Source organism: Pseudazoarcus pumilus, assembly GCF_002872475.1.
GTDB classification, from domain to species: Bacteria; Pseudomonadota; Gammaproteobacteria; order Burkholderiales; family Rhodocyclaceae; genus Pseudazoarcus; species Pseudazoarcus pumilus.
Map to the genome: position 1 here is coordinate 2,271,899 of NZ_CP025682.1, position 23,728 is coordinate 2,295,626.

Sequence of the window (23,728 nt, forward strand, 5' to 3'; positions counted from 1 at the left end):
GGGTCCTCAACGCATTGGGATGGGGGCGAAGATGTCGTCGTCGTGGTCGGAATCGGACGATTCCGTATGCGCGACTGTCGAGCGGTTGACGCCGTCCGCCCCTGTCGCGACTTCGGCGCTGTCGATGACGCGCGCTTCTGCCGCGTCCCAGTCGGCTTTGGTGCGGCGGTGCAGGCGCAGCTCGGGGTGGTGGGCGGCGGCGTAGGCGTAACCCCAGGTGTCGAGCGGTTCGTTGCGCGCACCGCGCCGCTTTTCGAACCGGTTCTTGGCGGGGTTGTAGGTTTCGGAGACGAGGCCGGTGTAGAACTCGTGCGGCAGTTCGTCGCTGAAGTGCACGAGGCGGGCTTGCTGGTCCTTGTCGGCGTCGGTGGACAGGCGCGAGAACAGCATGTGTTTGATGGCGACGGTGCCCACGTGCCAGATCATGACGCCGCGCTTGTCGGTGCGCCCGGACCAGGTAACGTCTTGCGCCTTGGGCCGGGAGAGGACCGGGGCGTTATTCGGCACGGCGCCGAAGATGGCCATGGGGCGATGCACCACGCGGCGACGCACGAAGGCCTTCACGGCTTCGGTGCGGTGGCCGCCGGCGTCGATGGCGACGGCTTCGACGCGCAACAGGCCGCCACGCACGTGCTGGATGGGGCGGTTGAGCAGATCGGTGAGCGCAGTCCACACGGCTTCTTCTGCGGGGTCTCCAGGCAGTTCGATGTAGTCGATCGTCCAGGCGGACATGCCCCTGCCCCACCCGACCACGTGGACGGCGAGGCGGTTGTCCTGGGTGTCGACGCCGGCGGTGATGGCGAGCACGCCCTCGGGGGCGGTGCGCAGCGGGTAGGCCTCGGCGCGGTCGGCGATGAGGTTGTGCTTGACGGCGCGCATCGCCGGGTCTTCCCAGGGCTCTGCGAGGCGGTCATTGACGAAGGTCTTGAGGCGGGCGGGGTCGGACTGCGCGGCGATCCACATTTCCGCCAGATCGGCCCAGCGCGGGCCCAGGCCGAGCTGGTAGTAGAGGCAGTTGATGTGATAGCCGCGGGTCTTGGCTTCGGGGTTTTCGGGCACCCACTGGCCGGCGGCGATCATGGCGGTTTTGTGGTGTTCGTCGATCATTGCGCCGCAGTCCTGGCAAACGTACCAGGCATGGGTGACGACGCCTTCGGGGGTGCGATCCCAGTGCAGGCCGGACCATTCCAGCGGCTGACGGTGGCCGCAGTGCGGGCACGGCACGTGATAGCGGCGGCGGTCGGACTTGAGGTATTTGGCGTGCGTTCGGCTGACGCCGAGCAGCCCGGGGGTGCTGATGAACAGGCGCTTGTAGTTGCCGGGGAATGCGCTGGTGCGCCCTTCGAGCATGTCGACGGGGTCGTCACCGGTGGTGAGGCTGCCCGCGAATTCGTCCAGCTCATCGACGATGAGGTGGCGCACGCTGGTCTGCTTGAGGCGCTGCGGGCTTCCGGCGTGCTCCATGTAGAGCTGACCACCGGCGAAGTCCTTGAAGGTCCGGGTGTTGCTGGCGTCGCGGCTGGCTGTGCTGACCAGGGCGCGAGAAACAACCGGCACGTCCTCGATCATCGGGTTGAGCTTCTGGTTCACCCACTTGAGCATGGAGACCTCGCCCGGCAGGCACACCATCACGGGGGCTGGCGCGTGGTCCATGACATAGCCGAGGGTGGTACGGGCGATCTCCGACTTGCCGAACTGGATGGGGAACATCGCCGTCACATCCTTGACCGAGCTGCGGGCGCTCATGCAGTCCATGGGCTCGCGCAGCGGCGGGTTGCGATCGGTGCGCCAGCGTCCCGGCTCGGCGCTGCTCTTGCTGGAGAGCACGAAGTGCAGATCCGCCCACTGGCTGACGGTGATGGGCTTGCGTGGCTCGACCGCGCGCGCCGCAACAGCGGCAAGGCGCTGCGCGGCGGGTGCGTGGGTGGCGTCGGGTAGGAGGGGTGCGTTCACAGCTTTCTCCCGAAATCAGACGGAACGCCAAGATTGAGCGCCAGTTCGCGGCACTTGGACGCATCCGGCAGCGGGCGCTTGCCGGCGGCGCAGTCGAGCAGGTAGGCCTCGACGGTGACGCGGCGGTTGAGTTCGGCACCGCTGTGGCGAACGATTTGCCAGCGGTAACGCTGACGGATCAGAAACCAGCGCAGGCGCTCGATCATTTCCCCACCTCCGAGAACCGACGGGCTACGTCGTTGAGCGCGATTTCGACTTCATCAGCCAGGCGGGCACGGACCTGCTGTTCTTCGATGACGGGTGCGAGCTGGGGCGCGAGGGTGTCGGGCCAGGTCTCGAGGCGGTTGCGCAGGACGGTGAGGATGTCGGCCAGGGTGCCTTCGACTTCCGATGCAACCATGAGCTCGCCGGCTTCTTCGCGGTAGCGGAGTTGCTCACGCAGGGCGGCGAAGTGTTCGCGCTTGGCGCGGGCGTTCTGGTAGTCGTGGTCGGCGATGGGCGGCGCTTCGTCTTCCGGGGTATCCGGAGAGGGTTCGCCCCCCTGCCCTGCACGCCTGGCGGCGGCGTGACGATCGGCAACGGCTTTTTTCGAGGGGTCGCGCGTGGCTTCAATTCGGGCGACGGATTCGGCGACGAGGACGCGCCGGCCGTCGGGGGTGAGCACGAGCCGGCCATCCTTTACGAGCTGCGTGACGTAGCTGGGCTTGAAGCCCATGCGAAGCGCGAATTCGGTGCGGGTGACGGTTTCCGGGGCGGTCATCGGATTTTGTCCATCTCGCGCTGGTAGCGGGCGTTGAAGAGGCGCGTGTAGTTGTCGCGCACGATCTTGTTGCCGATGCCGTAGAAATCGAAGCGGCGGCTGTAGCGCATGCGCCGGACGAAGATGAGGATGGGTTCGATGCTGCGCGCGCCGGCCCCGGTGGTGGTGCGGCGGTAGATGCCGGGATGCAGGGTCTGACGCCGGCCGCGCACGAAGTTGACGCCGGGAACAACGGCGAAGTACTCGTAGCCGGCGCGCTTGCGGGTGCCGCGGCGGCGACGCTCGCGGGTGGCGTGGGTCATGTTCTGGATGCTGCCGGCCAGTCCGGATTCGGCGGCGGAGAACCAGGCGAGCACCTGGCGAATCTGGCCGGCGCTCATGTTGCCGTAGGCGTCGATGGTTGCCTTGGCGCCTGGCACGGCAAACCACCCATCAGGCAGCAGGCCGCGCGCCTTGAGGGCGCGCTCGAAGGCCTTGGTGCGGCGCTGGCCGCCTTCGATCTGGACTTGCAGGTAGTTGTCGGAGCGGGACCAGTAGCCGTCCTTGGGCTGAACGCGGGCGCCGATCTGGCCGCCGGCGCGAGGGAAGGAGATTTCGAAGGCGTTGAGGGTGAAGCGCGTGGGACGGTCGAAGACGCGGCGCATTTCGCGGCGCTCTGCGGCAATGACGAGGTGGCCGGTTTTGCGCACGGCCTCTTGCATGGCGATTTCGACAGCGCGCCGGCCTTCCTTGCCGAGGCGGGCCATGAGGCGTTGCATGTCGCTGGTGTCGGCGTTGAGTTGTACGGCCATGTCAGCGGGCCTCCTGGGTGTTCTGGGTGGCGCAGGGTTCGGGTTGCGGCGCCAGCGGGGTGATACGTGCGCCGGCGAGGCCGTCGATGAGGCCGGCCTTGTGCAAGGCCTTGGCGAACTCGAACAGGTCGGGCTGTTGGCGCAGGGCGGCGTTGAATTGGGCGACGTTTTCCGGGGTGCAGGTGATGGGCTTCATCGGGCAACCTCGCTGATTTTCTGGCCGTGTGAAGGGTGTGAAGGGCCGCGAAATTGACCCTTCACGCTCAAACACCTTGTATTTACTGGGATGTGAAGGGTGTGAAGGGTGTGAAGGGTGTTTTCCGTGTACGCGAGAGCGCTGATGTCATGGGTTGTGGTGAGTGTGCTTCTCGCGTGTACACGCGCGCGTTTGCCCTTCACACCCTTCACATGCCAGTCACGGCGCGGGTTTTGCCCTTCACACCACCCTTCACACCACCCTTCACATTGCCCTTCACACCCTTCACATCTGCGCATAGTTTTGCCCCTTGTAGTCGGCGACGGCATTGCGGAAGGCGTCGGATTGTTCGGTGACCCAGGCGGTGAGGGATTCGCCTTCGGGCGGTTCGAGCTTGTCGGGCGGGAATACGAACGTGGCCTGCTTGACGACGGTGCCTTTCATGTAGCGGCAGACGGATTTGCGGGCGTCTGGGCGCTTGCCGAGGCGCGCGAGCAGGATGTGCGCGGGCGCTGGCTTGCCGATGCCGTTGCGCTGGCACCAGGTGCGATAGAGGTCGAAGATGTCTTCTGACTTGGCCGGCAGCGGTTCGATGCCGTCGATCTGCCCGGCGGTGTAGTGCTTCCAGAACCGCTCGGTGCTGTCGAGGCCGAGGTCGATGAGGTCGGCCTTGCTGCGGGTCATGGGCGGGTTGGTGTGGTTGGCGAAGTCGCCCAGGTCGAGATTGAGCAGGAAGTGATGCAGCGCGGCGACACCGCCGGCGGCGATCTCGCGCTGGACGTCGACGTAGAAGTGCGGCGAGAGCTTGGGCGGCGTCCAGATGACGACGAAGCGCCGGTCGCCTTCCTCGAGCATGAGGGGCTGCACTTCGTTGGACAGGAAGACGATGTTGACGTGGTTGCGCTCGTCGTGAGCGGTGACGTTCTTGGGGTTGATGCGGATCCAGTCGCCGGTGATGAGGGCTTTGACCTTGCCCTTGATGTGGTAGAGCTCTTGCCGGGTGACGACTTCGTCGGCAATGAGGAAGAGCTTGCGACTGGCCCAGTCATTGAACTTGTCTTCGACGGCGGACTGGTCGATGACCCGACCGTATTCGTCGAAGATGGACATGTAGGCCTCGAAGAACATGTTTTTGCCAGCCCCCTGGGGGCCGTGGAAGACGAGGCTGGTTTTCATCTTCGCGCCGGGATTCTGGAGCGGGTAGGCGAGCCACTTGAGCACCCAGTCGAAAAGCTCGCGTGGGTTTTCTTCGTAGCTGCACAGGAACCGCAGCAGGTCGAGCAGCGTCTCGCACGTGCCCTTGCGCGGCTCGGTGGGCCACCCGCCCCAGAGGTTGCACTGGATGGTGTGGTCGGTTTCGGCAGGGTCGAAGCCGACTTCGTTGAGCCGCACGATTTGCTTCTCGGGCGATTCCATCCAGCGGCGATGTGTCTCGCGCGTTATGCACGCGTCGCGCATGTCGGAGAGGCTGAGCAGCATGTGCTCGCGGTGGTCGAATACCGTTTGAGCGCCGCCGTAGATGAGCGCGAATCGTTCGAGCAATTCATCGGTGGTGGCGAACGGGACAATCACCTTCCCCGCCCCCCCGGTGGTGGAGGGTCGCGGCGCTGTTTTCGGGGGTTGCACACCGAACGCGTCAAGCGACGCCTCTACCTGCGTGCGTACCGTGTGGAGGCCTTCGAGAGCGTGGAGGTCGTTGAAGTCGGTGAGCTTGTGCCCCTGGCTGGTGAACTTGGCCCAGCGCGCCTCGTCGTCGTCGAACCTTGGGGCAATCCAGTGCCCGCCGACGGCCAGCGCGGCGGAGCTTGCGCGCGATCGGCCCGCGTTTTCGCGCCCGTGTGGCTCACCGCAGGCCGGGCATGGATCTTCTGGCTTGCCCGTGCGCACGGGTGCGTCGCAATGCTTGCATCGGCCGAAGGCGTCGTCGTCTGCACAGATGACGATCCGGCACCCTGGGTATCGCTTGTGCAAGGCCTCGGCGACGGGCTGCAGGTTGCCAGCGTCGAATGCCACGGCTACGGGCAGGCCGGTAGCCTCATGCAACGTCGCGCCGGTGGCGTATCCCTCGGTCAGCAGGCACACCCAGGTCGGTGATCCGATCAGGTGAAAGTGCCCGCGCTTGGCCAGCCCGGGGGGCCAGAACTCCTTGTCGCGCCCGGTGCGGTTAATGCGGTCGCCGTGGCGCTTGCGCGAGAGGATGAACTGCAGCCCGTGGATCCGGCCGGAGATGTCCAACATCGGGACGACCACTGCGCCGCCCGGCGAGAAGCGCACGCCATGCGCCTGCACGCCCTTTCGCGTCAGGTAGTCGCTGTCACCGTCCTCACTGCACTTTCGCCAGGCGCGCGTTGCAGCCTCGGCCGCGCGTTCCGCTTGTCGGCGGCGCGACGCTTCGGCCTTGCGCCGATCCTCGGCCAGGCGCTTGCGCATCGCCGCGCGTTGCTCAGCGGACAGCGGCGTGCCCTTGATCTCGATCTTGCGCGCGCCGTTGTCATCGCCTCGCCACACTCCGAACGATCCAACCAGCACGACATCGCCGCCATCAAGGGTGAGTTCGTGCACGGCGTACCAGCCGCGCTTCTCCCGATCCCCCTCAACCTTGCAGCGCACCAGCCGCCCCACCACCAGGTGGTCGACCATCAGGCCTTCGGCCTCGAGCTGGGCGATCACGTCATCGTAGTTGTTCGCCACGCTTCAGTAACTCCCAGCCCGACTGACTACACAGAAAATGGGGTCCGAATTACCCTCAAGCGCCCCCCCCAGGGAGGACCCGCGACTGGAATGTTCGCGACGCGCGCGCATTGATCTGCAATCTGCAATCGCGCGCGAGACAACCGCCTCATCCATCTCAAGGGGAACGGGGTTCAACATCCGGACTGCCTCCGTCGCAACTGCCAATCGTCTCGGCAGTCGGCGTCACAGAACGGCAGGCCAGGCGGCAATCGCTCGCCACAGTTGTGGCACGTACCGCAGGGCAAGGGCGGGACATCACGCGCAGCGCGGGCGGCGCGCAGGGCCAGCTCGCGGTCGAGTTCCTCTCGCTCGGTGGCGCGGTCGCTGACGTCCGTCATGGGCGCCTCCAGCGAAACACGGCGGGCATATCAGGCGTGTCACCGGGGTGATACGTGCCCTCGATCTCGATCAGCACGCTGTCGTCCACCGAATCAGCCGCGCAGCCGCGCCAGCGGTCCAGGGCATAGCGGCACCACGGCACCGCGCGAGACACCCACACCAGCGCAACGCCAAGCCAGGTCAGGCGAAGAACGCCACTGGGCGACACCGACCAACCGAGCCGGTGCGGAATACGGATTCCGTTGGCCGTCACCTTCATGGGCTCTCCCTCCCGCGCCCCATCAACTCCAGCGCCCAGGCAAGCTTCTTCTCGGCCTCGGCGGCGCGCGCCTCGGCTTCCAGCGCGCGGCGCTCGGATTCGGTCTGCAGAACGACCAGCCCGCATCCCACGGTGTAGGCGATCCACTCGGGATAAACCGTGTTGCCGACGACCTCGCAGAACGGGCGGATCATGTCTGCGGCCAGCGTGTTCTTGCCACTCTTGATGCGCGAGAACGTGCCCGGGTCCAGATCAAGGGCGCTGTAAATCTCCTTGTCCTCAAGGCCGGATGCATCGCACGCCAGCGTGAAGGCGGCGCCTGCGCTGCGGCGTGTGCGCACCATTTCCGACGGCACTTGCGTGCGCGCGGGCTTGCGGCGCAGGGCCAGTTCGGCCTGTACGTCAAACGCGCTCATGATTTTTGATCCACGTTGATGAACCGATCGGGGTACAAAAAAAAAGACCCGCCGGCACCGGCCGGCGGATCGGGCAACCCACCCCAGCGGGACGGGAGGAGACAACCGTGGAGAGAATCGAACGCGCTACCAGCATTTCAAGCGGCCTCTTGCTGGCCCGCCGGCGCGGAGACCGCCTCTTGCGCGCGGAAGTAGTCATAAAGCCGCTGCACCTTGTTGACGCTCGGTTCGCGGATGACGCCCTGGGCGAGCTTGGTCAGCCACGAGTAGTAGCTCACGACGTTGTCGGGCTCCAGATCGCGGGCAATCTGCATCCATCCCCCCTTGCGGGAAGACAGGTCATCGAGAACTTGGGCGAGCATCGGTTTCATGATGATCGCAACTTAGCAGACAGTTGCTATGCGCGCAAGCACCAAACCGCTAAAGCCATTAGCAATAATCTGCGATCATGAAAGCCGCATCCCAGATACTTGCCGACAACATTGCGCTCGTGCTGCACAAATCGCAGCACAGCGCGAACGCTGCCGGGAAGAAATCCGGAGTTGGCCAGACGACAATCAGCAACTGGATTCGCAAGGCGCACGACGCAGACCCGAAGTTCAACCCGCGCGTCGAGCAACTCGAAGCTTTTGCGCGCGCATTCGGCTATTCGGTTGCCGACCTCTTTCAAGAGAATCTCGGGAAGTCCGCGCAGGGCGTGGAGGACACAAAAGCATCGTACGCGGCGGCCCACCCATCACCATTCACCAGCCCGGAAGCCGAGCAGTTGATCGAGCGCATCCACGCGCTTGAGGCCGCTGGCTCATCGTCGCCGCAGCTTTACCACGCCATTGAGGCGGTGATCGATCTCGTTGCACCATCCACCAGCCCAAGCGATTACGCAGCCCTGCGCGGCGCCATCGACGACCGTGACTGAACGCGTCATCGGAAAACTTCGATCCAGCTCATACCTTCGTTTCATCAACTGGGTAGGTTCAGAAGACGGCCACAAGGAATGCGTGCACATCGCCGCTTTCACCCACCCCAAGCACGGCCAGTGCGAGGCCTTCGTGAAGCTGTACCCGGCCGAGCACGGCGTCAATCGCGGGCTGGTCAATGAAATCACCGCCTACCTATGCGCCCATGCACTGAACCTGCCGCAGCCCAAGTCCGCATTTCTGGCCAACATCCCGCTGACACATCTCAGGCGGATGCCCCCATGGCTTCGGCAAGCAGCCTTGCATCACCCCGAAATGCCGGCTTTCTGCACGCTGCGGCTAGACGGCAGCAGCGCAGCCGTACTCGTGCCGCAAGAGGAGCTTTCCACCGTACGTGAAGACGTCGCTGCGTGGGACGACCTCCCCCACGCAATTGCCCTCGACGAGAACATTGCCAACTCCGACCGTCACCTGAACAACCTGATCCGGCTGGGCCGCAAGAAGTACGCCTTGATCGACGGCGGCCGACTTGCCCACACCCTGGAGCGACCGCACTGGAACAACCGCACGCTGGACCCGGCGCACCTTTATCGAAACCGCCTGTCAGAACACGTGTGGCAGCACAACCCCACCGAGCACGATTTGAGCCTGATGCGCTGCAGAGCCCTGGAACATCCATCCGCTTTATCCAGCGTATTACCTGAACTAGACTATTGGTGGCAGCACCTTCTGCCAGAGGCCGACCATCGGACCTTCCGAGACTTTCTTCAACGCCGCGCATACGACCTCACCGCGCTGCTCGCAAAGCGTTACCACCGGCTGACCTAGACATGCCCCTTGATCTCGCTGAACTATTCGCCGACGCACCGCAAGCAGAAGCCCAGACAGTCAGCGGCAAGTGGTTTCCCATCCGCCTCACGCCCGACCTTGCAACCGGCGAACTACTCAACATCGGCGTCGGGTTCATCGACAATCGCCGACGGTTGCACGTGCGGATCCTAGACTCTGCCCGAGCGTTCAAATGCCTGTATGGCCCGGCGGGGGTGGAAAACTTCAGCTTCCTGCTGACCGCGGTGCGCGAACATTTCCAGCAATCGAAGCGCGCAACCACCCCCTCGCACCACGTAATCATTGGCGACAAGCACTTCGCTTCCGGGAGTTCGGCTCAAGAGATTGTGGATGCCCTGTACGAAAGCCAGGTAACGCTGGGGCGCAACCCCTGCGCCGACGAAGACAGCGCACCGCAAGCCAAGACGGTCGACAACCAGTCGCTCAGGAAAACCGTCTTTGACGAGGCTCGCAAGCGCCACCCGAATTCGTTCCGGCGCCTGTTTCAGGAAGACCCGGTCACTCTTCGTGACGCCGCAGGAAAACCTCACCGCATCGACCTCCCGATTTTTGCCGACAAAGATTTCGCCCGTAACGGCGTGCGCTACGGCACCTTTGTCTCAAGCCACTTCAGGGACCCGGCCTATCGGGGCCACAACCTCAACAGCGGCACCATCGCCATGTGGGGCGCCAACACGATTCTCGGCGACCACCCGAACACCGTCGGCGGGCTGTTCATCTACCGTCCGGCCGAGGGCACGCCCGGCTATGACGACGAGACGATGCTCAAGATTGACAACGACATCGACAACATCACCTGGCCGTTCTTGCGCAAGAAAGGCATGGTCGTTGAAGTCTCGCATGACCCATCACGCCTGGCAGAAGCCGCACTTACCCTCGCACATTGAGTGCGCTCTTCTACAATCGCCTGAAAAGGAACGCGATGCGACTTCCAGCCAAATTCGCCACGCTCCTGATTGCGCTGCTTGGAACAGCGCACGCCCAGGTCTACCAATGCGAAGTCGACGGCAAGCGTGTGTTCACCGACCGTCCCTGCGCCAAGGACGACACCCCCATGCAGGTCCGTCCAGCCAGCGGCGACTATGACCCGGCTGCCGGCGCGGCAGCCGCCGAACGGCTCGCTGCCGACCTCGAGCGCGATCGCGTCGCCGCACAGGCACGCAGGGAAGAAGAGCAACGCCGCGCAATCACCGAAGCGAACAAGCCCCGCAAAGAATCCCGCTGCGACCAAATCGCCCGGGAGCGCGCATCGGCGGAACGTTGGTCACGCGAGTTCCGCCACCCGGACAACGTCAACCGCGAACTCGCCAAGCTCGAACACTACAAGGAGCGCGACTTCATGGAATGCGGTCGCGTTTTCGACTGACTGCCAGGCCACTACGGGGCTCATGACATGACCAAATGCAGCGGTTGCGGCTATGTGCGGCAGGAATCGGACGCGGGATCGCTGGCCGTTTGTCCGCGTTGCAACGTACCGTATCTGTGGTCAGCGGGCGAGGCGAGCCAGGGCGACGAGGCTGAAGCGCCACCCCGGAGTGTTCGAGCAACGCGTCTCCGCAAGAATGCAGCGGCGACGGGCGAACCGCAGGGCGTGCGTGACGTGGTCATTTCCGCGCTGGTGTTAGCGGTCGGCTGTTTCGCGCCGTTGATGTCTGTGCCGCTCGTCGGCTCGATCACGGCGACGCAATTGCGCTTCTCCGATGGCTACGTGTTGCTGGCCCTCGCAGGCCTGGCAGTATGGTTTGCGTACTCTGACAAGGTGCGCCTGGTGCGCTGGCCTGGATGGGCGGCGCTGGGGATCGTGACTTTCGACTTCGTGGCACTGTTTATGCGGGTGCAGCAGGCGAAAACTGATATGCAGGCGAACCTCGAGGGCAACCCCTTTGCAGGCATCGCGGAGGCGATGGCGCAGTCCATCCAGCTGCAATGGGGCTGGGTACCGCTGTTCGCGGGTGCCATCGGCCTTGTCCTGGTTGGCCACGGGCGGCGCCTTCCGGTCAGGTAGGACAGGCTGCGCGGGGTCGACCGCAATCCAACGAAGCCCGCCGCACGGCGGGTTTTGCACTTCTGCAGTCCTACTGCCACCGACCTTCATCCAGCGGCCGGGCCGATCATCGGTTTTGCCCGTGATGCGCTCTCGCAAGTTTGAAGTTTTTCTTCTTTGTTAGCAGTTAGCTGCTTGACTTCCTCAGATTACTGCTTACCATTAGCGGTAAGTTGCTAATCAGGAGGTCTTCATGCACCCCACCCTGCACATTCTCGGCACCACCGTCCGCACCGACGACGACGGCCGCGTGTCGCTCAACGACATCCACACCGCAGCCAGCGCAGCCAGCATGACCGACGGAAAGCGCGACCCGCGCCGCTGGCAGAAAGAAGCTGGTGAGCAGTTCATCGAGTTTCTTGCCGAAAACCTGAATGTCCGCAAATCGGACATTTGCAAAGCGAGGCGCGGCGCAGGCGGCGGCACCTTCGCCCACTGGCAAGTCGCTCTCGCTTATGCAAAGTACCTCTCGCCCGCCCTGCACGTGCAGGTCAACGAGGTGTACGCCCGCTTCAAGTCCGGTGACATCACCTTGGCCGACGAGATTGCCGACCGCGCCACGCCCGAGCAGCAGGAATGGCTGGCCAAGCGCAGCGCCGGCAAAGCCGCGCGCAACCAGCTCACCAGCACGCTGGCCGCACATGGCGTGCACGGCAAAGGCTTTGCCGACTGCACCAACGCCATCTACCGCCCGATCCTTGGAGGCAAGAAATCCGAAATCTGCGCCAAGCGCGGCCTGCCGGCCAACACCAACTTGCGCGACACGATGGACCTCGAGCAGCTCACCCGCACTGCGCTGGCCGAGATCGTCGCCAGGAAGCGCATCACGCGCGGGAATGTGCGCGGCAACCAGCGCTGCGCCTACGAATGCCACAGCGCCGCCGCTGCCGTGGCGCACGTGCAGTGAGGCCGACAATGACCACCACCACCGAAACCACCATCGCCGACCAGGTCCGCGCCGCGCTCGTTGCGCCGACGGGCTTCAAGGTCGAGCAGATCGAGTCAAAACACACCTTCGTCGCCGACCTGCGCATGGACAGCCTGGACCAGCTCGAGGCCGTCCTCGCCGTCGAAGAAGCCTGCGGCGTCGAACTCCCCGACGAGACGCTGGAGCACGCCCACACCGTGGGCGACCTGATCGCCCTGGTTGAGCGCGCGCGGGGTGCGGAATGAGCACCCCACCGAACCGCCCACAGATCCAGCGCCCGACACTGGAGGACTGCGCGATCGTCGAGCGCCACCTGCGTTACAACGCTATCGAGGCGGCGAGGCGCGGGAACAGGCGGGCGCTCGACACGCTGATGTGGCGCTACAGCGTCCTCGTGCTGCTGGACGTGGCCAGCAAAGCCGACTGTGACGCTCTCTTCTATCACTGCGATTCCATTGCAGCACAAGCCAGAAAGGAGCCTGCCGCATGAACACCATCGCCACCCAGCGCGCCCTGCGCGCCGTCAAGCACGCCGCGCGCATCGTGCAGATCGAGCAGCCGGCCGACACCGCGCCCGAGTTCGGCGCACAGCGGGGTGCGGCATGACCACCCCACCGAACCGCCCGCAGATCCAGCGCCCGACGCTGGAGGACTGCCGCGCCGCCGAGAAGATCCTGCGCGAGACCGCCATCGAGGAGGCCCTGGCCGGCATATCCGGCGGCTGGGCACAGGGCCGCTACAACGCCCTGGCGCTGCTCGGCGTCATCAGCAACGCCGACGCCGAGGCGTTCCGCGTTTATTGCCGCGACATCTACGCCGACGCACTGAAAAAACAGGAGGCCGCATGAACACCATCGCCACCCATCGCGCCCTGCGCGCCGTCAAGCACGTCGCCCGCATCGTCCCGATCGAGCCGCAGCCCGACACCCCGCCCGAATTCGGCGCACGCGAAATCGAGCGACACGTGCAGGCCGTCATCACCGAGAACGATTTCCGGCCCGAGCCAATGGTGCGCAGCCACCGCGCCAAGCTCGCCGCGGCACTGCGCTACCTGGGCGAGCGGTGGATCGGCCACCCGGCCCGCCGGCTCGGCCGGCAGGTGCACGAGCACCGCGACGGCATCGTCGCCAGCGTGTCGCTGGCGCTGGGCACGCCGGTGGTGCTGGCGCACAGCATGGGCTGGCTGGCATGAGCCGTATCCCATCGCCCCTCACCGCCGCCGAGCACGGCATGACGCCCGTCACCGTATGGCTGTCGCCAGACCTCGTGCAGCGGCTGGAGCGAATCATCGACATCACGTGCGAGACGCACCCGCATGCCGAGCCGCAGGACATCACCGATCTGGTGATGGCCGCAGGCATCGAAGCGGCGGAGTGCGACGCACCCCGAGCACCGCAGCGTGCAGCTTCCGCGAGAAGCACCGCCATCGCCGGGCCAGTGGCGGATGAGTAACCCCGGCAGTCAGGGCATGTGTTGAGACGAGCGACCTTCACGCCTCTTCGGGGGCGGGCAGCGCGGCCGGTAAAGCCGTGTAGCGGCAGGGCCTCGGCAGACGGCGGGAAAGACCGCATGCAGCAGCAGCACCCGGGCGGCTCCGGCCGCCCGGGCACCCAACACCACGCCCACGCCTGCGGGGCTGACGCAGGCAACTGATGGAGATGGAAATGGAAACGATGATTCAACCGAAGGTGACCGGCTACCGGCAATTGAACGAAGCCGAGGCGGCACTGATGAACGAGATCAAGGCGCATGGCGTTCAGCTTGACGAACTCGTGCAGAAGCTCCGCGCCACCGAAGGACTTGACCCGCGATGGGTGAGCATCGGCGCGACCGACCTGCAAACCGGGCTGATGGCGCTAACTCGCGCCGTAGCCCAGCCCACGACGTTCTGAGATCAACACCCCCACGCCTGCGGGGAAGACGCAGGCACCAGATGGAGACACCACCATGCCCGCACGACCGTTTCCCGACACGCTGCGCCAGATCCGCTACGGCGCCCTACAAGACGAACTCACCGATGCGCTCAACGCGCTGGTGGCCGAGTGCACCAAGACCAACAAGACCGGCGAACTGGTGCTCAAGATCAAGCTCAAGCCCAACCCGGCCGGCCAGGTCGAGGTGCTGGACGACCTCACCGTGAAGCTGCCCAAGCCCGTACGCGGCACGTCCATTTTCTTCGCCACGCCCGAGGGCAACCTCATGCGTGACGACCCGCGACAGCAGCAGCTCGATGGTCTGCGCACCGTGCCCGGCGGCGAGGACGGCGAAGTGCGCGACGTGCGCAGCGCGTAACCGATCAACCCACCCACGGAGCAACCCATGGACAACCTGGGAGCCACCTTCGACGGCGGCGCAGTAAGCGCGATCGCCGGCATGGCCGCCCTCGCATTCGAGATCAAGCGCACCAACGGCGGCACACCCTTCGTCACGCTGCCCGAAGGCTACCGCGTGCACGACCTCGAAAACCTGCTGCCGAAGCCCGTGCGCAAGCGCGGCCACTTCGTACTGCGCGACGCCAGCAGCTTCATCGCCTACTTCAAGCTGCACCAGCTCGGCAGCACCATCTACGGCACCGTCGAGCCGCCGCGCTTCGTCGCCGTCATCGACGACCACCGTAAGGACGAACCTGGCTGGCGCGATCACACCGCCGAATACGCCTGCCCGCTCTCCGTGGAGTGGAAGACGTGGCGCGACGCCAGCGGCAAGGGCAAATCGCAGGCCGACTTCGCGCAGTTCATCGAAGACAACCTGCCCGACATCACCAAGCCCGAAGCCGCTCACATGCTGGAGGTCAGCCGCTCGCTGGAAGCGAAGAAGAAGGTCGACTTCGCCAGCGCCGTGCGCCTGTCCAACGGCGAAGTGCAGTTCACCTACAACGAGGAACTGCAAGGCACCACCGCCAAGGGCCAGTTCAACGTGCCCGAGGAATTCGAGATCGCCATTCCGGTGTTCGAGGGCGGCCCGCGCTACGCCATCACCTGCCGCCTGCGCTACCGCATCGCCGAAGGCAAAGGCCTGGTCATGTGGCACGAGCTCGTGCGCGCACACAAGGTGCTGGAGCACGCCGTCATGGAGGTCTGGCACGAGATCGCCGACCAGACCGGCCAGACCATCTTCCACGGCACGCCCGACACCAACACCCGCGCCTGATACCACCGCGCCCGCGAAAGCGGGCGTATCCCAGTTCCGCCGAACGGCGCAACCGGAATGCGCAGCGACACCAAGGACGAACATGACCATCTGGCACCCCCACACCGAAACGCCGGCCGAGGACCTGACCACGGCCATCATCGCGCTGCCGCCGACCGAGCGCGACGACGAAGACCAGGGGCCGATGCTGCTCGGTTGCATCCACGTCTGGAAGGATGGCCGGCGGCTGTCCGAAGAAGGCGAACAGCCCCTGATCGCCGGCGTGTACTGGTGGTGCGCCGAGCAATACCTGCTCGACGACCTGCCGGATGCCGCGCATGAACGTGTGCCGGCGGCGCCGGATACGGGGCTGGTCGACGCGCGGGAGGCGTGCAATGGCTGAGCACAGCAAAATCGAATGGTGCGACAGCACGTTCAACCCGTGGATCGGCTGCACGAAAGTCAGCCCGGCGTGCGACCACTGCTACGCCGAGCGGCTTGACAGCCGCGGCATCTTCGGCGGCGCGCATTGGGGGCCGGGCGTGCCGAGGAAGCGCACCAGCCCGGGCAACTGGAGGAAGCCGCTGGCGTGGAATGCGCAAGAGTTCGTCGAATGCCCGGCATGCGGATGGCGCGGCGAGTGGCGCGAGGCTGATCTGCGCAACGGCTGCTGCCCGAGATGCAACCACCTGCCGGAGCGTTTCAAGCCGGCTCGCCGCCGCGTGTTCTGCGCGAGCCTTGGCGATTGGCTCGACAAGGTGCCGGTCGAGTGGCGCCGCGACCTGTTCAATCTGATCGCGGCGACGCCGAATCTCGACTGGCTGCTGCTCACGAAGCGCATCGGCAACCTGTCGAAGATGCTACATGAGATTGCCGACATGCCGCGCCCCGGCAGCCATGCAGGCGACCTGATGGCCCATCACTGGCGCAACGGCACCCCGCCCGCAAACGTCTGGATCGGAGCCACGATCTGCAACCAGCAGGAAGCCGACCGCGACATCCCGAAGCTGCTGGCCGTGCCGGCTGCCGTGCGGTTTCTGAGCATCGAGCCGATGCTTGGGCCGGTTGATCTGCTCAACATGACCGCTGCTGACGGCCGCGCATACAACGCGCTGTCGGCATGGATGACCCCCGGCAAAGACCCACTTGAGCGCCGCATCGACTGGATCATCGCAGGCGGCGAATCCGGCCCGCAGGCGCGGCCGTCGCATCCCGAGTGGTTTAGGAGTTTGCGCGATCAGTGCAAGGCCGCTGGCGTGCCGTTCCTGTTCAAGCAGTGGGGTGAGTGGATCGACTACACGGTTGACGACAAGCCGACCATCTGGGTCACCGAAGATGGAAGAACGGGGGCGCAGGACGACGTGGTGAAAGACGGCAAGCATTGGTGGCTCCAGATGAGCCGCGTCGGAAAGTCCGCCGCCGGTCGCCTGCTCGACGGCGAGACGCACAACGGATTCCCGGAGGGAAATCGCTGATGCAAACGCGCCTCCAGTCATTCATCGAGCAATGCCTCAACGTCGGCAGCGGTTTCATCGTTTCGCTGGCGTTTTGGACGTGGGTCGTCGTGCCCGTGTGGGGCTTGCCCGTTCAGATGGCCGAGAACCTACAGATCACCGCCGCCTTCACCGCGCTGAGTGTCGCGCGCGGGTATGTGTGGCGGCGTGTCTTCAACCACCTGCACCGGGGTCACGCATGAGCGCACTCAAGCAGCAGATCGGCGGCAGCCACTACAAGGCCAAGGCCATCCAGCCGGTCGAATACATCCACGCCAACGGCATCGGGTTTTTCGAGGGCAACGTCATCAAGTACGTCACCCGCTGGCGCGTCAAGGGCGGCATCGCCGATCTGGAGAAAGCGCGTCACTACATCGACATGCTGATCGAACTGGAGAGCGCCAGGGCGGCACAGAGCACGACGGAGGCGGACCATGGCCGATTCGCAGCCGGTTAACGCCGCAGCCATCGCCAACGAACTGCGGCGCCAGCGCGAGCTGCCCGGCGCGGTGTGGCCGACATCGCTGCTGAAACACATCATGCCGCTGTGTGACGCGCACGACGCCATGCGCGCCTCCCTGATCGAAGCCCGCGCCTTCATCGCCGCCGAGCGCCAGACGCATGTCGAGTGCAGCACGCACCCGATCACGCATCAGATGGACGCCGACGACTTCGCCCACGCCGAAGACATCACCGCCCTGCTCGAGCGCATCGACACCGCACTGGGAGGCACAGCGGAATGACCACCATCGACACCCTCCTGATCCTCGGCCACCGCCCGCTTCCGCCGCGCACCGTGCCCGGCCGCATGGTCTGCACCGAGCCGCCCATCAAGCGCGGGCCGAAGCCGCTGGCCGATCGCGCCATGCCGAAAAGCATCCAGCCAGGCACCCGCCCGGCCCTGATCTGGCGCGTTCTGCCGGACGCTGACGATGTGCCGCTTTCCTCGGGCGAAATCGCCCTCGCCCTGCGCCTGCCCACCACCACCATTGCGCCGGCACTGATGCGCATGGTCAAGCGCGGCGTGGCCGAGCGTTACACCGACGCCGACGGCGCCTACAGCTACACCCGGCCGGAGGCCTGAGCGTATGCGATCCCCACAACTACGCCTCACCGCACTTGACCCGGAAATCATCGTGGACCTTTTCGCCGGTGGTGGCGGCTACTCCGTGGCCGTTGAGCAGGCGCTGGGACGCTCGCCAGACATCGCAATCAATCACAACGACGACGCGCTCAGCATGCACCGCGCCAACCACCCGCAGACGCGCCACTTCGTGGCCGACGTGTTCGAGGTCTGCCCGCGCGGGGCCACGCAGGGCCGGCCCGTAGGGCTGCTGCACCTGTCGCCGGACTGCACGCACCACAGCCAGGCCGCAGGCGGGCAACCGCGCGACACCCGCATCCGCGCGCTGTCGTGGGTCGGCGTGCGCTGGGCCGGGCAGGTCGCGCCGCGCGTCATCACGCTCGAAAACGTCAAACAGATCCGGCAATGGGGGCCGCTGGTCGCCAAGCGCTGCAAGGCCACCGGCCGCGTCATCAAACGCTGCGGCAGCGTCGCCGAGCCGGGCGAGCGCGTGGCCGTGCAGGATCAATACCTGGTGCCCGACGCGCGCCACGCCGGCCGCACCTGGCGGCGATTCCTGCGAACGCTGCAGGGGCTGGGGTACAGCGTCGAGCACCGCATCCTGTGCGCTGCCGACCACGGCGCACCCACCACGCGCGAGCGCCTGTTCCTCGTCGCCCGCCGCGACGGCCAGCCCATCCAGTGGCCCGCAGCCACCCACCACAAAAAGCCCGCGCGCGGCCAACGCCGCTGGCGTGCTGCAGCCGAGTGCATCGACTGGTCCATTCCCTGCCCGTCGATCTTCACCCGCCCCAAGCCGCTGGCAGACGCCACCCTGCGGCGCATCGCACGCGGCGTGCAGAGGTACGTGATCGAGAGCAGGGAGCCGTTCATCGTTGAAACCGGAGGAATCGATGGAGCAACTCAACCTCACCCTCGAACCGCGAACGCGGCGCCGTCCGAAGCTTCGGACCCCGCAAGAGCAGAAACTATGGGCGGCGGAGCAGTGGGAAAAGTGCGCCGAAACGGCAACGCCGCCGTTCTTGGCGGAGCTGTGCCGCGCAACAGCGGCAGAACTGCGCCAGTCCTGATCCAAACCGGCTACGGCGAGCGCGAGGGCCAGGCGCCGCGATCGCTCGACATCGAGCAGCCACTCGGAACGCTGGTGGCCGGCGGACAAAAGCACGCTCTCGTCACCGCCTTGCTCGAGCAGGCCAACGGCGGCTACTACGACGGCGACGGACACGACCTGCGCGACCCCATGAGCACCGTTACCGGCAGCGGCAGCCAGCAGCGGCTTGTCACGGCGCACCTAACTGCCATGGCGCAGAACGTCGTCGGTGGAGAGCTTAGCGACCCCATGCCCACCGTGTTGGCCGGCGCGTCGAGGTTCGGCGTCGTCGAATGCACCCTCTCGCCCGAGGCCGAAGCCGGCGCACTGCGCGTCGCCGCCTTCCTCACCACCTACTACGGCAACGGGCAGGAAATGGACCCGCGCGACCCGCTGGCTACCATCACCACCCGCGACCGCCTCGCCCTCGTCACCGTCAGCATCCGCGGCACGCCCTACGTCATCGTCGACATCGGCCTGCGCATGCTCCAACCGCACGAACTCTATGCAGCGCAGGGCTTCCCGGCCGACTACATCATCACCCACGGCCACGACGGCCGTGCCTTCACCAAATCCGCCCAGGTCCGCATGGTCGGCAACAGCGTCAGCACGCCGCCTGCGGCTGCGCTCGTCGCCGCCAATGTGCCGGAACTGGCTGTCAGGAGGATTGCAGCGTGACCCGCACACAAGTTATCGACGCCCTGCTTATCGCTGGCATTGCACTGCCGTCGTTGTCCATTTTTCTGTGGGCCGCATTCGATCTGCGATGGTGGGTCGAGGACACCGGAGACGGGGCCAGAGCGTTTGTCGTGATGATGCTGCACGTAGGAATTCCAGTCGGCTGCGCATTGGCGGTGCTGGGAAGGGGGCAGAAATGAACCGCACCGCCCTCATGAAGCACATCAACGACCTCATGACCAGCAAGGGCTGCTCGCTCACCGAGGACCAGGACGCCGTCCTGTGCGCGGCGCTGGGCGCGCTGTGGGAGGAAATCAGCGGGGATGCTGAGATTGCCGGGCTGCGAGATCAAATCAAGCAGTGGCAACAGAAGGCCGCTACGTGGCTCGCCTCTCCAGAGGCCGCTCAACGGCTCAGCGGCTATCGAGAAATGGCGCAGCGTATCGCTGAGTTGGAAGCGCAGATCGAGCGCGCACAGGAGGAACAGGGATGAGCGATTACACCGACAACGACGGCAACCCGATCAGCCAGCGGTTTTTCACGGACCCGGAATGGCCGAAGCGCATCTATGACGCGACCGTTCGGAGTTTTGACGATAGCGACGCGCTTGAGGTCGTCGGATGGCGTGTCGAGGGCGAGGCATGGCGGTACGCGAACGAGATCGCGGCGATGCTCAACGAGGCCGTGAGGCTGCGCAGGGATGCGGAGCCAACCGCAGCCGCTCGCGACGTGCTGGCCGAACGGCAGCGCCAGATCGAGGCCGAGGGCTGGACGCCTGAGCATGACGACGAGCACAGCTCCGGGGAGATGGCGGCAGCGGCAGGGTGCTACGCATTTCATGCTGCACTTGGGGGGTGGCCGGATCTGTCGCCTTACCTGTGGCCGTGGGACAAAGCGTGGTGGAAGCCAACCACGCCCCGACGCACCCTCGTCAAAGCCGGCGCGCTGATCCTCGCCGAGATTGAGCGCCTCGACCGCGCAGCCGAGCGGGAGGGCGAAGACTGATGGCCCTGCCCTACGAACGCGCCACCAGCGGCGACAAGGCCATGGCAGAAGAGGCCCGAGCGCGCGGGAGGTCGACTTTCCGCGGCCACCCCATCGTATGGATCGGGGATCGCTGGATTTACAGCGACAACAAGCAGCCAATCCCTGGCTACGGTGGGACGATGCGGCCATGCATCGTATGCGGCTCTGAGAAGTGGTCTGGAGACGGCGATGTGGATGAGTGCCTCGGCCTGCTGCCCGGAGTCACGAATGCCTGTTGCGGGCACGGCGACCGAGACACGTCCTATGTCGTGTTTGAGAGCGGCGTGGTCCTGCGCGGTTTTTTTGTCGCACGAACGGCTGGTGACGACTGATGCACGCCCCGGCATTCCTGACCCGCGAAGAAGTCGCCGAGCTGACGGGCTACGTCATGCCGTCGGCGCAGGCGCGCTGGCTTGCGCGGCAGGGAATCCGGCACTGGATCGCTGCGACCGGCCGGCCAGTGGTGCCGCGCTCGGCGATTGACGGCACGGCCACGCAGGACAATGATGGAGGATTCCAGCTTGGCAAAGTTGCCTGACATGGGCCGCCCGAAGTCCTCCGCGAACCGCGACCTGCCGCCGCGCATGACCAGGCGCACGCTGAAAGGCGGGCGCGTGCTGTACTACTACCGCACGCGCACGGGTGGCGCGATTGCGCTCGGCGCCGATCTGGCCGAAGCGAAACTCAAATGGGCCGACCTGGAGCAGCGCGGAGTCGTCGCGCCGCGCTCCGGATGGCTGGCCGTGTCCGCCCGCTACCGCCGTGAAGGGCTCGCCGGCAAGGCCGTCAAGACGCAGCACGAATACGCCGCCGGCCTCGATCGGCTGGACGCCGCATTCGGCAAGGCCACGCTTGAGCAGATCAAACCGGCGCACATCCGTGAATACCTGGACCGGCGCACCGCCAAGATCGCCGGCAATCGGGAAATCGCGCTGCTCTCAGCCGTGTTCAACTGGGCGCGCGAGCGCGGCATCACCGACGCGCCAAACCCCTGCGCCGGCGTGCGCAAGCACCACGAAGCCGGGCGCGATATCTACGTGACCGACGAGCAGTATCAAGCCCTGTGGGACGCCGCTACGCCCGAGCTGCAGGACGCGCTGGATCTTGCACGACTGACCGGCCAGCGCCCCGCCGACGTGCGCAAGATGCGCCGCGACGACATCCGCGACGGCCACCTGTGGGTACGCCAGGGCAAGACCGGCGCACGCGTCGGAATCGCAATCACCGGCGAACTCGCCACCGTGGTCGACCGCATCCTCAGGCGCCCGCGCACCGCCACCGGCCCCTGGCTGGTGCAGACCGACAAGGGTCAGCCGCTCACGCACACGATGCTGCGCACCCGATTCGACGACGCCCGCGAGACAAGCGGCCAGAAATGGCAGTTCCGGGATCTGAGGTCTAAGGCGGCGACGGACGTTGATGATGTGCGCCGCGCGCAGGAGCTTCTCGGGCACTCGACCGAGGCCACCACGGCGGGGATATACCGCCGCCGGCGCGGCAACAAAGTTGCGCCGGTGCGGTGAGTTTGTAACGCAGTTTGTAACGCGCCCACAAAAAAGCGCGGCTCCCATCTCTGAAAGCCGCGCCGATACTGGTGCTGCTGGCCGGAATCGAACTGGCGACCTACTGATTACGAATCAGTTGCTCTACCGACTGAGCTACAGCAGCGAAGGGTCGCAAATATACCCGAGGGCGGGCCCGGCATCAACTGCGTTTCAGACGACCTTGAGCTTGAGCCCGCACACGCCCTCGACTGCGCCTTCCATGATGTCGCCGCGCTGGATCGGTCCCACGCCCGCGGGCGTACCGGTCATGATCAGGTCGCCCGGCTGCAGTTCGAAAAAGCGCGACAGGATCGAAATCTGCTCGGCGGTCTTCCAGATCATCTGGTCGAGGTCGCCACGCTGTCGCAACTCGCCATTGACCCGGAAGACGATCTCGCCCCGACTCGGGTGGCCGGTCAGCGCGACCGGCACCAGTTCCGAACACGGCGCGGAATGTTCGAAGGCCTTGCCCACGTCCCACGGTCGGCCGAGCTTCTTGGCCTCGGCCTGCAGGTCGCGACGCGTCATGTCGAGACCGACGCCGTAGCCGAACACCAGGTCGAGCGCGCGTTCGACCGGCACGTCGCGACCGCCCTTGCCGAGCGCGACGATCATTTCGAATTCGTAGTGCACGTCGACGCTGCAGTCGGGATAGGGAAAGTTGGCGTCGACGAGCACGTTGTCGGCGCTTTTCTGGAAGAAGAACGGCGGCTCCCGGTCCGGGTCGTGGCCCATCTCGACGGCATGCGCGGCGTAGTTGCGTCCGATGCAGTAAACGCGGTGAATCGGAAAGCGCTGCGGCGTTCCGCGCACCGGCAGGCTCGGCCGGTGCGGTGGCTGGAATACGTAGTCCTCACTCATGGCGAGACTCCATCCGGGACGATGCCCTTAGCGACCTCGCATGACGCAACGCGCAAAGACCGGACGAGGCCGGCCGCGGATCATTCGGCATCGACCGACAGGCATGCCCGTGCGCCCCTGTGATCGCCTCGATGCGGCAACACATGCCGGGCGAAAGGCCTGCGTGAGGAATGTCGCAACGCATCATAGAACGAAGCGCGGATTCCTGTAGAACAACCCCTGGATCGGTAAAGCTTTCAGCATGCTTACACGGAAATTGTGCTGTTTCATGATCTTGACGAATCGTTGCAGCACAGTCCAGCTTGCATGTATACGTAGAAGTACTATATTGCAATGCACCAAACAATCTTTTAAAACTCTGACTCCCACACCCGGGTTTTATGTCTTTTACAAGACCTGAGCACCCCGTAAGGGCCGTTCAGGCATCAGCAGTGCGGATTGCGGACGACCTTCGCAAGCAGCGCGCCGCGACAGACACGGAGACGGCCGACCGGATCGGGTCGGCCCGACACCGTCGATCCAGATGTCTTCGCATTCATCAAGGAGCGCTCATGATCCTCGACCAATCCCACGGCCAGCATGCGGACACCGCGACGCTGCCCGACCGAGACGCGGCAGGCGCCGCACCCCACCACGCC

37 protein-coding genes and 1 tRNA gene are annotated in these 23,728 nt (G+C 65.4%); 27 read left to right on the forward strand and 11 right to left on the reverse strand.

What is annotated here, in order from left to right:
• Positions 1-6: 6 nt before the first annotated feature.
• The 9 genes from C0099_RS11035 to C0099_RS11080 all read right to left on the reverse strand — a co-directional run bounded on the left by C0099_RS11035 (position 7) and on the right by C0099_RS11080 (position 7,818).
• Positions 7-1,953, reverse strand: coding sequence for a phage terminase large subunit family protein (locus C0099_RS11035; protein ID WP_102247463.1), 1,947 nt, complete (start codon positions 1,951-1,953; stop codon positions 7-9).
• Positions 1,950-2,159, reverse strand: coding sequence for a hypothetical protein (locus C0099_RS11040; RefSeq protein ID WP_102247464.1), 210 nt, complete (start codon positions 2,157-2,159; stop codon positions 1,950-1,952). Before C0099_RS11040 ends, C0099_RS11035 begins: the two co-directional genes overlap by 4 nt.
• The gene (locus C0099_RS11045; RefSeq protein WP_102247465.1) at positions 2,156-2,713 is read right to left on the reverse strand and encodes a hypothetical protein; all 558 of its coding nucleotides are present in this window, start codon (positions 2,711-2,713) and stop codon (positions 2,156-2,158) included. The genes C0099_RS11040 and C0099_RS11045 overlap by 4 nt, the downstream gene beginning before the upstream one ends.
• On the reverse strand, positions 2,710-3,504 hold the full coding sequence (locus C0099_RS11050) for a hypothetical protein (RefSeq protein ID WP_102247466.1): 795 nt from the start codon (positions 3,502-3,504) through the stop codon (positions 2,710-2,712). The genes C0099_RS11045 and C0099_RS11050 overlap by 4 nt, the downstream gene beginning before the upstream one ends.
• Position 3,505: 1 nt before the next feature.
• On the reverse strand, positions 3,506-3,700 hold the full coding sequence (locus tag C0099_RS11055; RefSeq protein WP_102247467.1) for a hypothetical protein: 195 nt from the start codon (positions 3,698-3,700) through the stop codon (positions 3,506-3,508).
• Between the two features lie 285 nt (positions 3,701-3,985).
• Positions 3,986-6,391, reverse strand: coding sequence for a DUF5906 domain-containing protein (locus tag C0099_RS11060; protein ID WP_102247468.1), 2,406 nt, complete (start codon positions 6,389-6,391; stop codon positions 3,986-3,988).
• A gap of 376 nt (positions 6,392-6,767) precedes the next feature.
• The gene (locus C0099_RS11070) at positions 6,768-7,031 is read right to left on the reverse strand and encodes a hypothetical protein (RefSeq protein WP_102247470.1); all 264 of its coding nucleotides are present in this window, start codon (positions 7,029-7,031) and stop codon (positions 6,768-6,770) included.
• Entirely contained in the window at positions 7,028-7,447 is a 420-nt protein-coding gene (locus C0099_RS11075) for a transcriptional regulator (protein WP_102247471.1), read from the reverse strand. Before C0099_RS11075 ends, C0099_RS11070 begins: the two co-directional genes overlap by 4 nt.
• Positions 7,448-7,584: 137 nt before the next feature.
• A complete protein-coding gene (locus C0099_RS11080) occupies positions 7,585-7,818 on the reverse strand; it encodes a hypothetical protein (protein WP_123785246.1) in 234 nt (77 codons plus the stop codon).
• Positions 7,819-7,895: 77 nt separating this feature from the next.
• Here C0099_RS11080 and C0099_RS11085 point away from each other — a divergent pair, with 77 nt between their 5' ends.
• From C0099_RS11085 to C0099_RS11215, 27 genes are all read left to right on the forward strand, one after another.
• On the forward strand, positions 7,896-8,363 hold the full coding sequence (locus C0099_RS11085; protein WP_102247473.1) for a helix-turn-helix transcriptional regulator: 468 nt from the start codon (positions 7,896-7,898) through the stop codon (positions 8,361-8,363).
• Entirely contained in the window at positions 8,356-9,192 is an 837-nt protein-coding gene (locus tag C0099_RS11090; protein WP_123785247.1) for a hypothetical protein, read from the forward strand. Before C0099_RS11085 ends, C0099_RS11090 begins: the two co-directional genes overlap by 8 nt.
• A 2-nt stretch (positions 9,193-9,194) precedes the next feature.
• Positions 9,195-10,100, forward strand: a complete 906-nt coding sequence (locus C0099_RS11095; RefSeq protein ID WP_123785248.1) for a hypothetical protein — start codon at positions 9,195-9,197, stop codon at positions 10,098-10,100.
• Entirely contained in the window at positions 10,097-10,579 is a 483-nt protein-coding gene (locus tag C0099_RS11100) for a DUF4124 domain-containing protein (RefSeq protein ID WP_123785249.1), read from the forward strand. The genes C0099_RS11095 and C0099_RS11100 overlap by 4 nt, the downstream gene beginning before the upstream one ends.
• 27 nt (positions 10,580-10,606) lie before the next feature.
• The gene (locus tag C0099_RS11105) at positions 10,607-11,218 is read left to right on the forward strand and encodes a hypothetical protein (protein ID WP_123785250.1); all 612 of its coding nucleotides are present in this window, start codon (positions 10,607-10,609) and stop codon (positions 11,216-11,218) included.
• A gap of 232 nt (positions 11,219-11,450) precedes the next feature.
• The gene (locus C0099_RS11110) at positions 11,451-12,164 is read left to right on the forward strand and encodes a KilA-N domain-containing protein (RefSeq protein WP_102247478.1); all 714 of its coding nucleotides are present in this window, start codon (positions 11,451-11,453) and stop codon (positions 12,162-12,164) included.
• A gap of 8 nt (positions 12,165-12,172) precedes the next feature.
• On the forward strand, positions 12,173-12,430 hold the full coding sequence (locus C0099_RS15995; RefSeq protein ID WP_164084907.1) for an acyl carrier protein: 258 nt from the start codon (positions 12,173-12,175) through the stop codon (positions 12,428-12,430).
• Positions 12,427-12,675: a hypothetical protein gene (locus C0099_RS11120; protein WP_102247479.1), complete on the forward strand. Its 249-nt coding sequence runs from the start codon at positions 12,427-12,429 to the stop codon at positions 12,673-12,675. Before C0099_RS15995 ends, C0099_RS11120 begins: the two co-directional genes overlap by 4 nt.
• A 112-nt stretch (positions 12,676-12,787) precedes the next feature.
• The gene (locus C0099_RS11125) at positions 12,788-13,033 is read left to right on the forward strand and encodes a hypothetical protein (protein ID WP_102247480.1); all 246 of its coding nucleotides are present in this window, start codon (positions 12,788-12,790) and stop codon (positions 13,031-13,033) included.
• Positions 13,030-13,377, forward strand: coding sequence for a hypothetical protein (locus C0099_RS11130; RefSeq protein ID WP_102247481.1), 348 nt, complete (start codon positions 13,030-13,032; stop codon positions 13,375-13,377). The genes C0099_RS11125 and C0099_RS11130 overlap by 4 nt, the downstream gene beginning before the upstream one ends.
• Positions 13,378-13,415: 38 nt before the next feature.
• Positions 13,416-13,637, forward strand: a complete 222-nt coding sequence (locus C0099_RS11135; protein WP_102247482.1) for a hypothetical protein — start codon at positions 13,416-13,418, stop codon at positions 13,635-13,637.
• A gap of 212 nt (positions 13,638-13,849) precedes the next feature.
• On the forward strand, positions 13,850-14,077 hold the full coding sequence (locus tag C0099_RS11140) for an Acb2/Tad1 domain-containing protein (protein ID WP_102248480.1): 228 nt from the start codon (positions 13,850-13,852) through the stop codon (positions 14,075-14,077).
• 55 nt (positions 14,078-14,132) lie between these two features.
• Complete coding sequence (locus C0099_RS11145) at positions 14,133-14,477, forward strand: hypothetical protein (protein WP_102247483.1); 345 nt, start codon at positions 14,133-14,135, stop codon at positions 14,475-14,477.
• A 27-nt stretch (positions 14,478-14,504) separates the two neighbouring features.
• Positions 14,505-15,335 carry a DUF2303 family protein gene (locus C0099_RS11150; RefSeq protein ID WP_102247484.1) on the forward strand — a complete coding sequence of 277 codons (831 nt, stop codon included), beginning with the start codon at positions 14,505-14,507 and terminating at the stop codon, positions 15,333-15,335.
• An 82-nt stretch (positions 15,336-15,417) separates the two neighbouring features.
• On the forward strand, positions 15,418-15,717 hold the full coding sequence (locus tag C0099_RS11155) for a hypothetical protein (protein ID WP_102247485.1): 300 nt from the start codon (positions 15,418-15,420) through the stop codon (positions 15,715-15,717).
• Complete coding sequence (locus C0099_RS11160; protein WP_102247486.1) at positions 15,710-16,789, forward strand: phage Gp37/Gp68 family protein; 1,080 nt, start codon at positions 15,710-15,712, stop codon at positions 16,787-16,789. Before C0099_RS11155 ends, C0099_RS11160 begins: the two co-directional genes overlap by 8 nt.
• Positions 16,789-17,010, forward strand: coding sequence for a DUF7220 family protein (locus C0099_RS11165; protein ID WP_102247487.1), 222 nt, complete (start codon positions 16,789-16,791; stop codon positions 17,008-17,010). Before C0099_RS11160 ends, C0099_RS11165 begins: the two co-directional genes overlap by 1 nt.
• Positions 17,007-17,264 (forward strand): DUF3310 domain-containing protein, encoded by a 258-nt coding sequence (locus C0099_RS11170; RefSeq protein WP_102247488.1) that lies wholly within the window; start codon positions 17,007-17,009, stop codon positions 17,262-17,264. Before C0099_RS11165 ends, C0099_RS11170 begins: the two co-directional genes overlap by 4 nt.
• A complete protein-coding gene (locus C0099_RS11175) occupies positions 17,242-17,550 on the forward strand; it encodes a hypothetical protein (RefSeq protein ID WP_102247489.1) in 309 nt (102 codons plus the stop codon). Before C0099_RS11170 ends, C0099_RS11175 begins: the two co-directional genes overlap by 23 nt.
• Positions 17,547-17,891: a hypothetical protein gene (locus C0099_RS11180; protein WP_102247490.1), complete on the forward strand. Its 345-nt coding sequence runs from the start codon at positions 17,547-17,549 to the stop codon at positions 17,889-17,891. Before C0099_RS11175 ends, C0099_RS11180 begins: the two co-directional genes overlap by 4 nt.
• 52 nt (positions 17,892-17,943) lie before the next feature.
• The gene (locus tag C0099_RS11185; RefSeq protein WP_265734821.1) at positions 17,944-19,659 is read left to right on the forward strand and encodes a DNA cytosine methyltransferase; all 1,716 of its coding nucleotides are present in this window, start codon (positions 17,944-17,946) and stop codon (positions 19,657-19,659) included.
• The gene (locus tag C0099_RS11190) at positions 19,656-19,859 is read left to right on the forward strand and encodes a hypothetical protein (protein WP_102247492.1); all 204 of its coding nucleotides are present in this window, start codon (positions 19,656-19,658) and stop codon (positions 19,857-19,859) included. Before C0099_RS11185 ends, C0099_RS11190 begins: the two co-directional genes overlap by 4 nt.
• Entirely contained in the window at positions 19,856-20,152 is a 297-nt protein-coding gene (locus tag C0099_RS11195) for a hypothetical protein (RefSeq protein ID WP_102247493.1), read from the forward strand. Before C0099_RS11190 ends, C0099_RS11195 begins: the two co-directional genes overlap by 4 nt.
• Positions 20,149-20,664 (forward strand): hypothetical protein, encoded by a 516-nt coding sequence (locus tag C0099_RS16090; protein ID WP_173768955.1) that lies wholly within the window; start codon positions 20,149-20,151, stop codon positions 20,662-20,664. Before C0099_RS11195 ends, C0099_RS16090 begins: the two co-directional genes overlap by 4 nt.
• On the forward strand, positions 20,664-21,017 hold the full coding sequence (locus tag C0099_RS11205) for a hypothetical protein (protein ID WP_199797604.1): 354 nt from the start codon (positions 20,664-20,666) through the stop codon (positions 21,015-21,017). Before C0099_RS16090 ends, C0099_RS11205 begins: the two co-directional genes overlap by 1 nt.
• Positions 21,017-21,223, forward strand: coding sequence for a DUF4224 domain-containing protein (locus C0099_RS11210; protein ID WP_102247494.1), 207 nt, complete (start codon positions 21,017-21,019; stop codon positions 21,221-21,223). Before C0099_RS11205 ends, C0099_RS11210 begins: the two co-directional genes overlap by 1 nt.
• Positions 21,207-22,208 (forward strand): tyrosine-type recombinase/integrase, encoded by a 1,002-nt coding sequence (locus C0099_RS11215; RefSeq protein WP_199797605.1) that lies wholly within the window; start codon positions 21,207-21,209, stop codon positions 22,206-22,208. Before C0099_RS11210 ends, C0099_RS11215 begins: the two co-directional genes overlap by 17 nt.
• Before the next feature lie 69 nt (positions 22,209-22,277).
• Here the strand turns inward: C0099_RS11215 and C0099_RS11220 are convergent.
• Positions 22,278-22,353, reverse strand: a tRNA-Thr gene (locus C0099_RS11220).
• 47 nt (positions 22,354-22,400) lie between these two features.
• A complete protein-coding gene (locus C0099_RS11225) occupies positions 22,401-23,090 on the reverse strand; it encodes a fumarylacetoacetate hydrolase family protein (protein WP_102247496.1) in 690 nt (229 codons plus the stop codon).
• Positions 23,091-23,728: the final 638 nt, after the last annotated feature.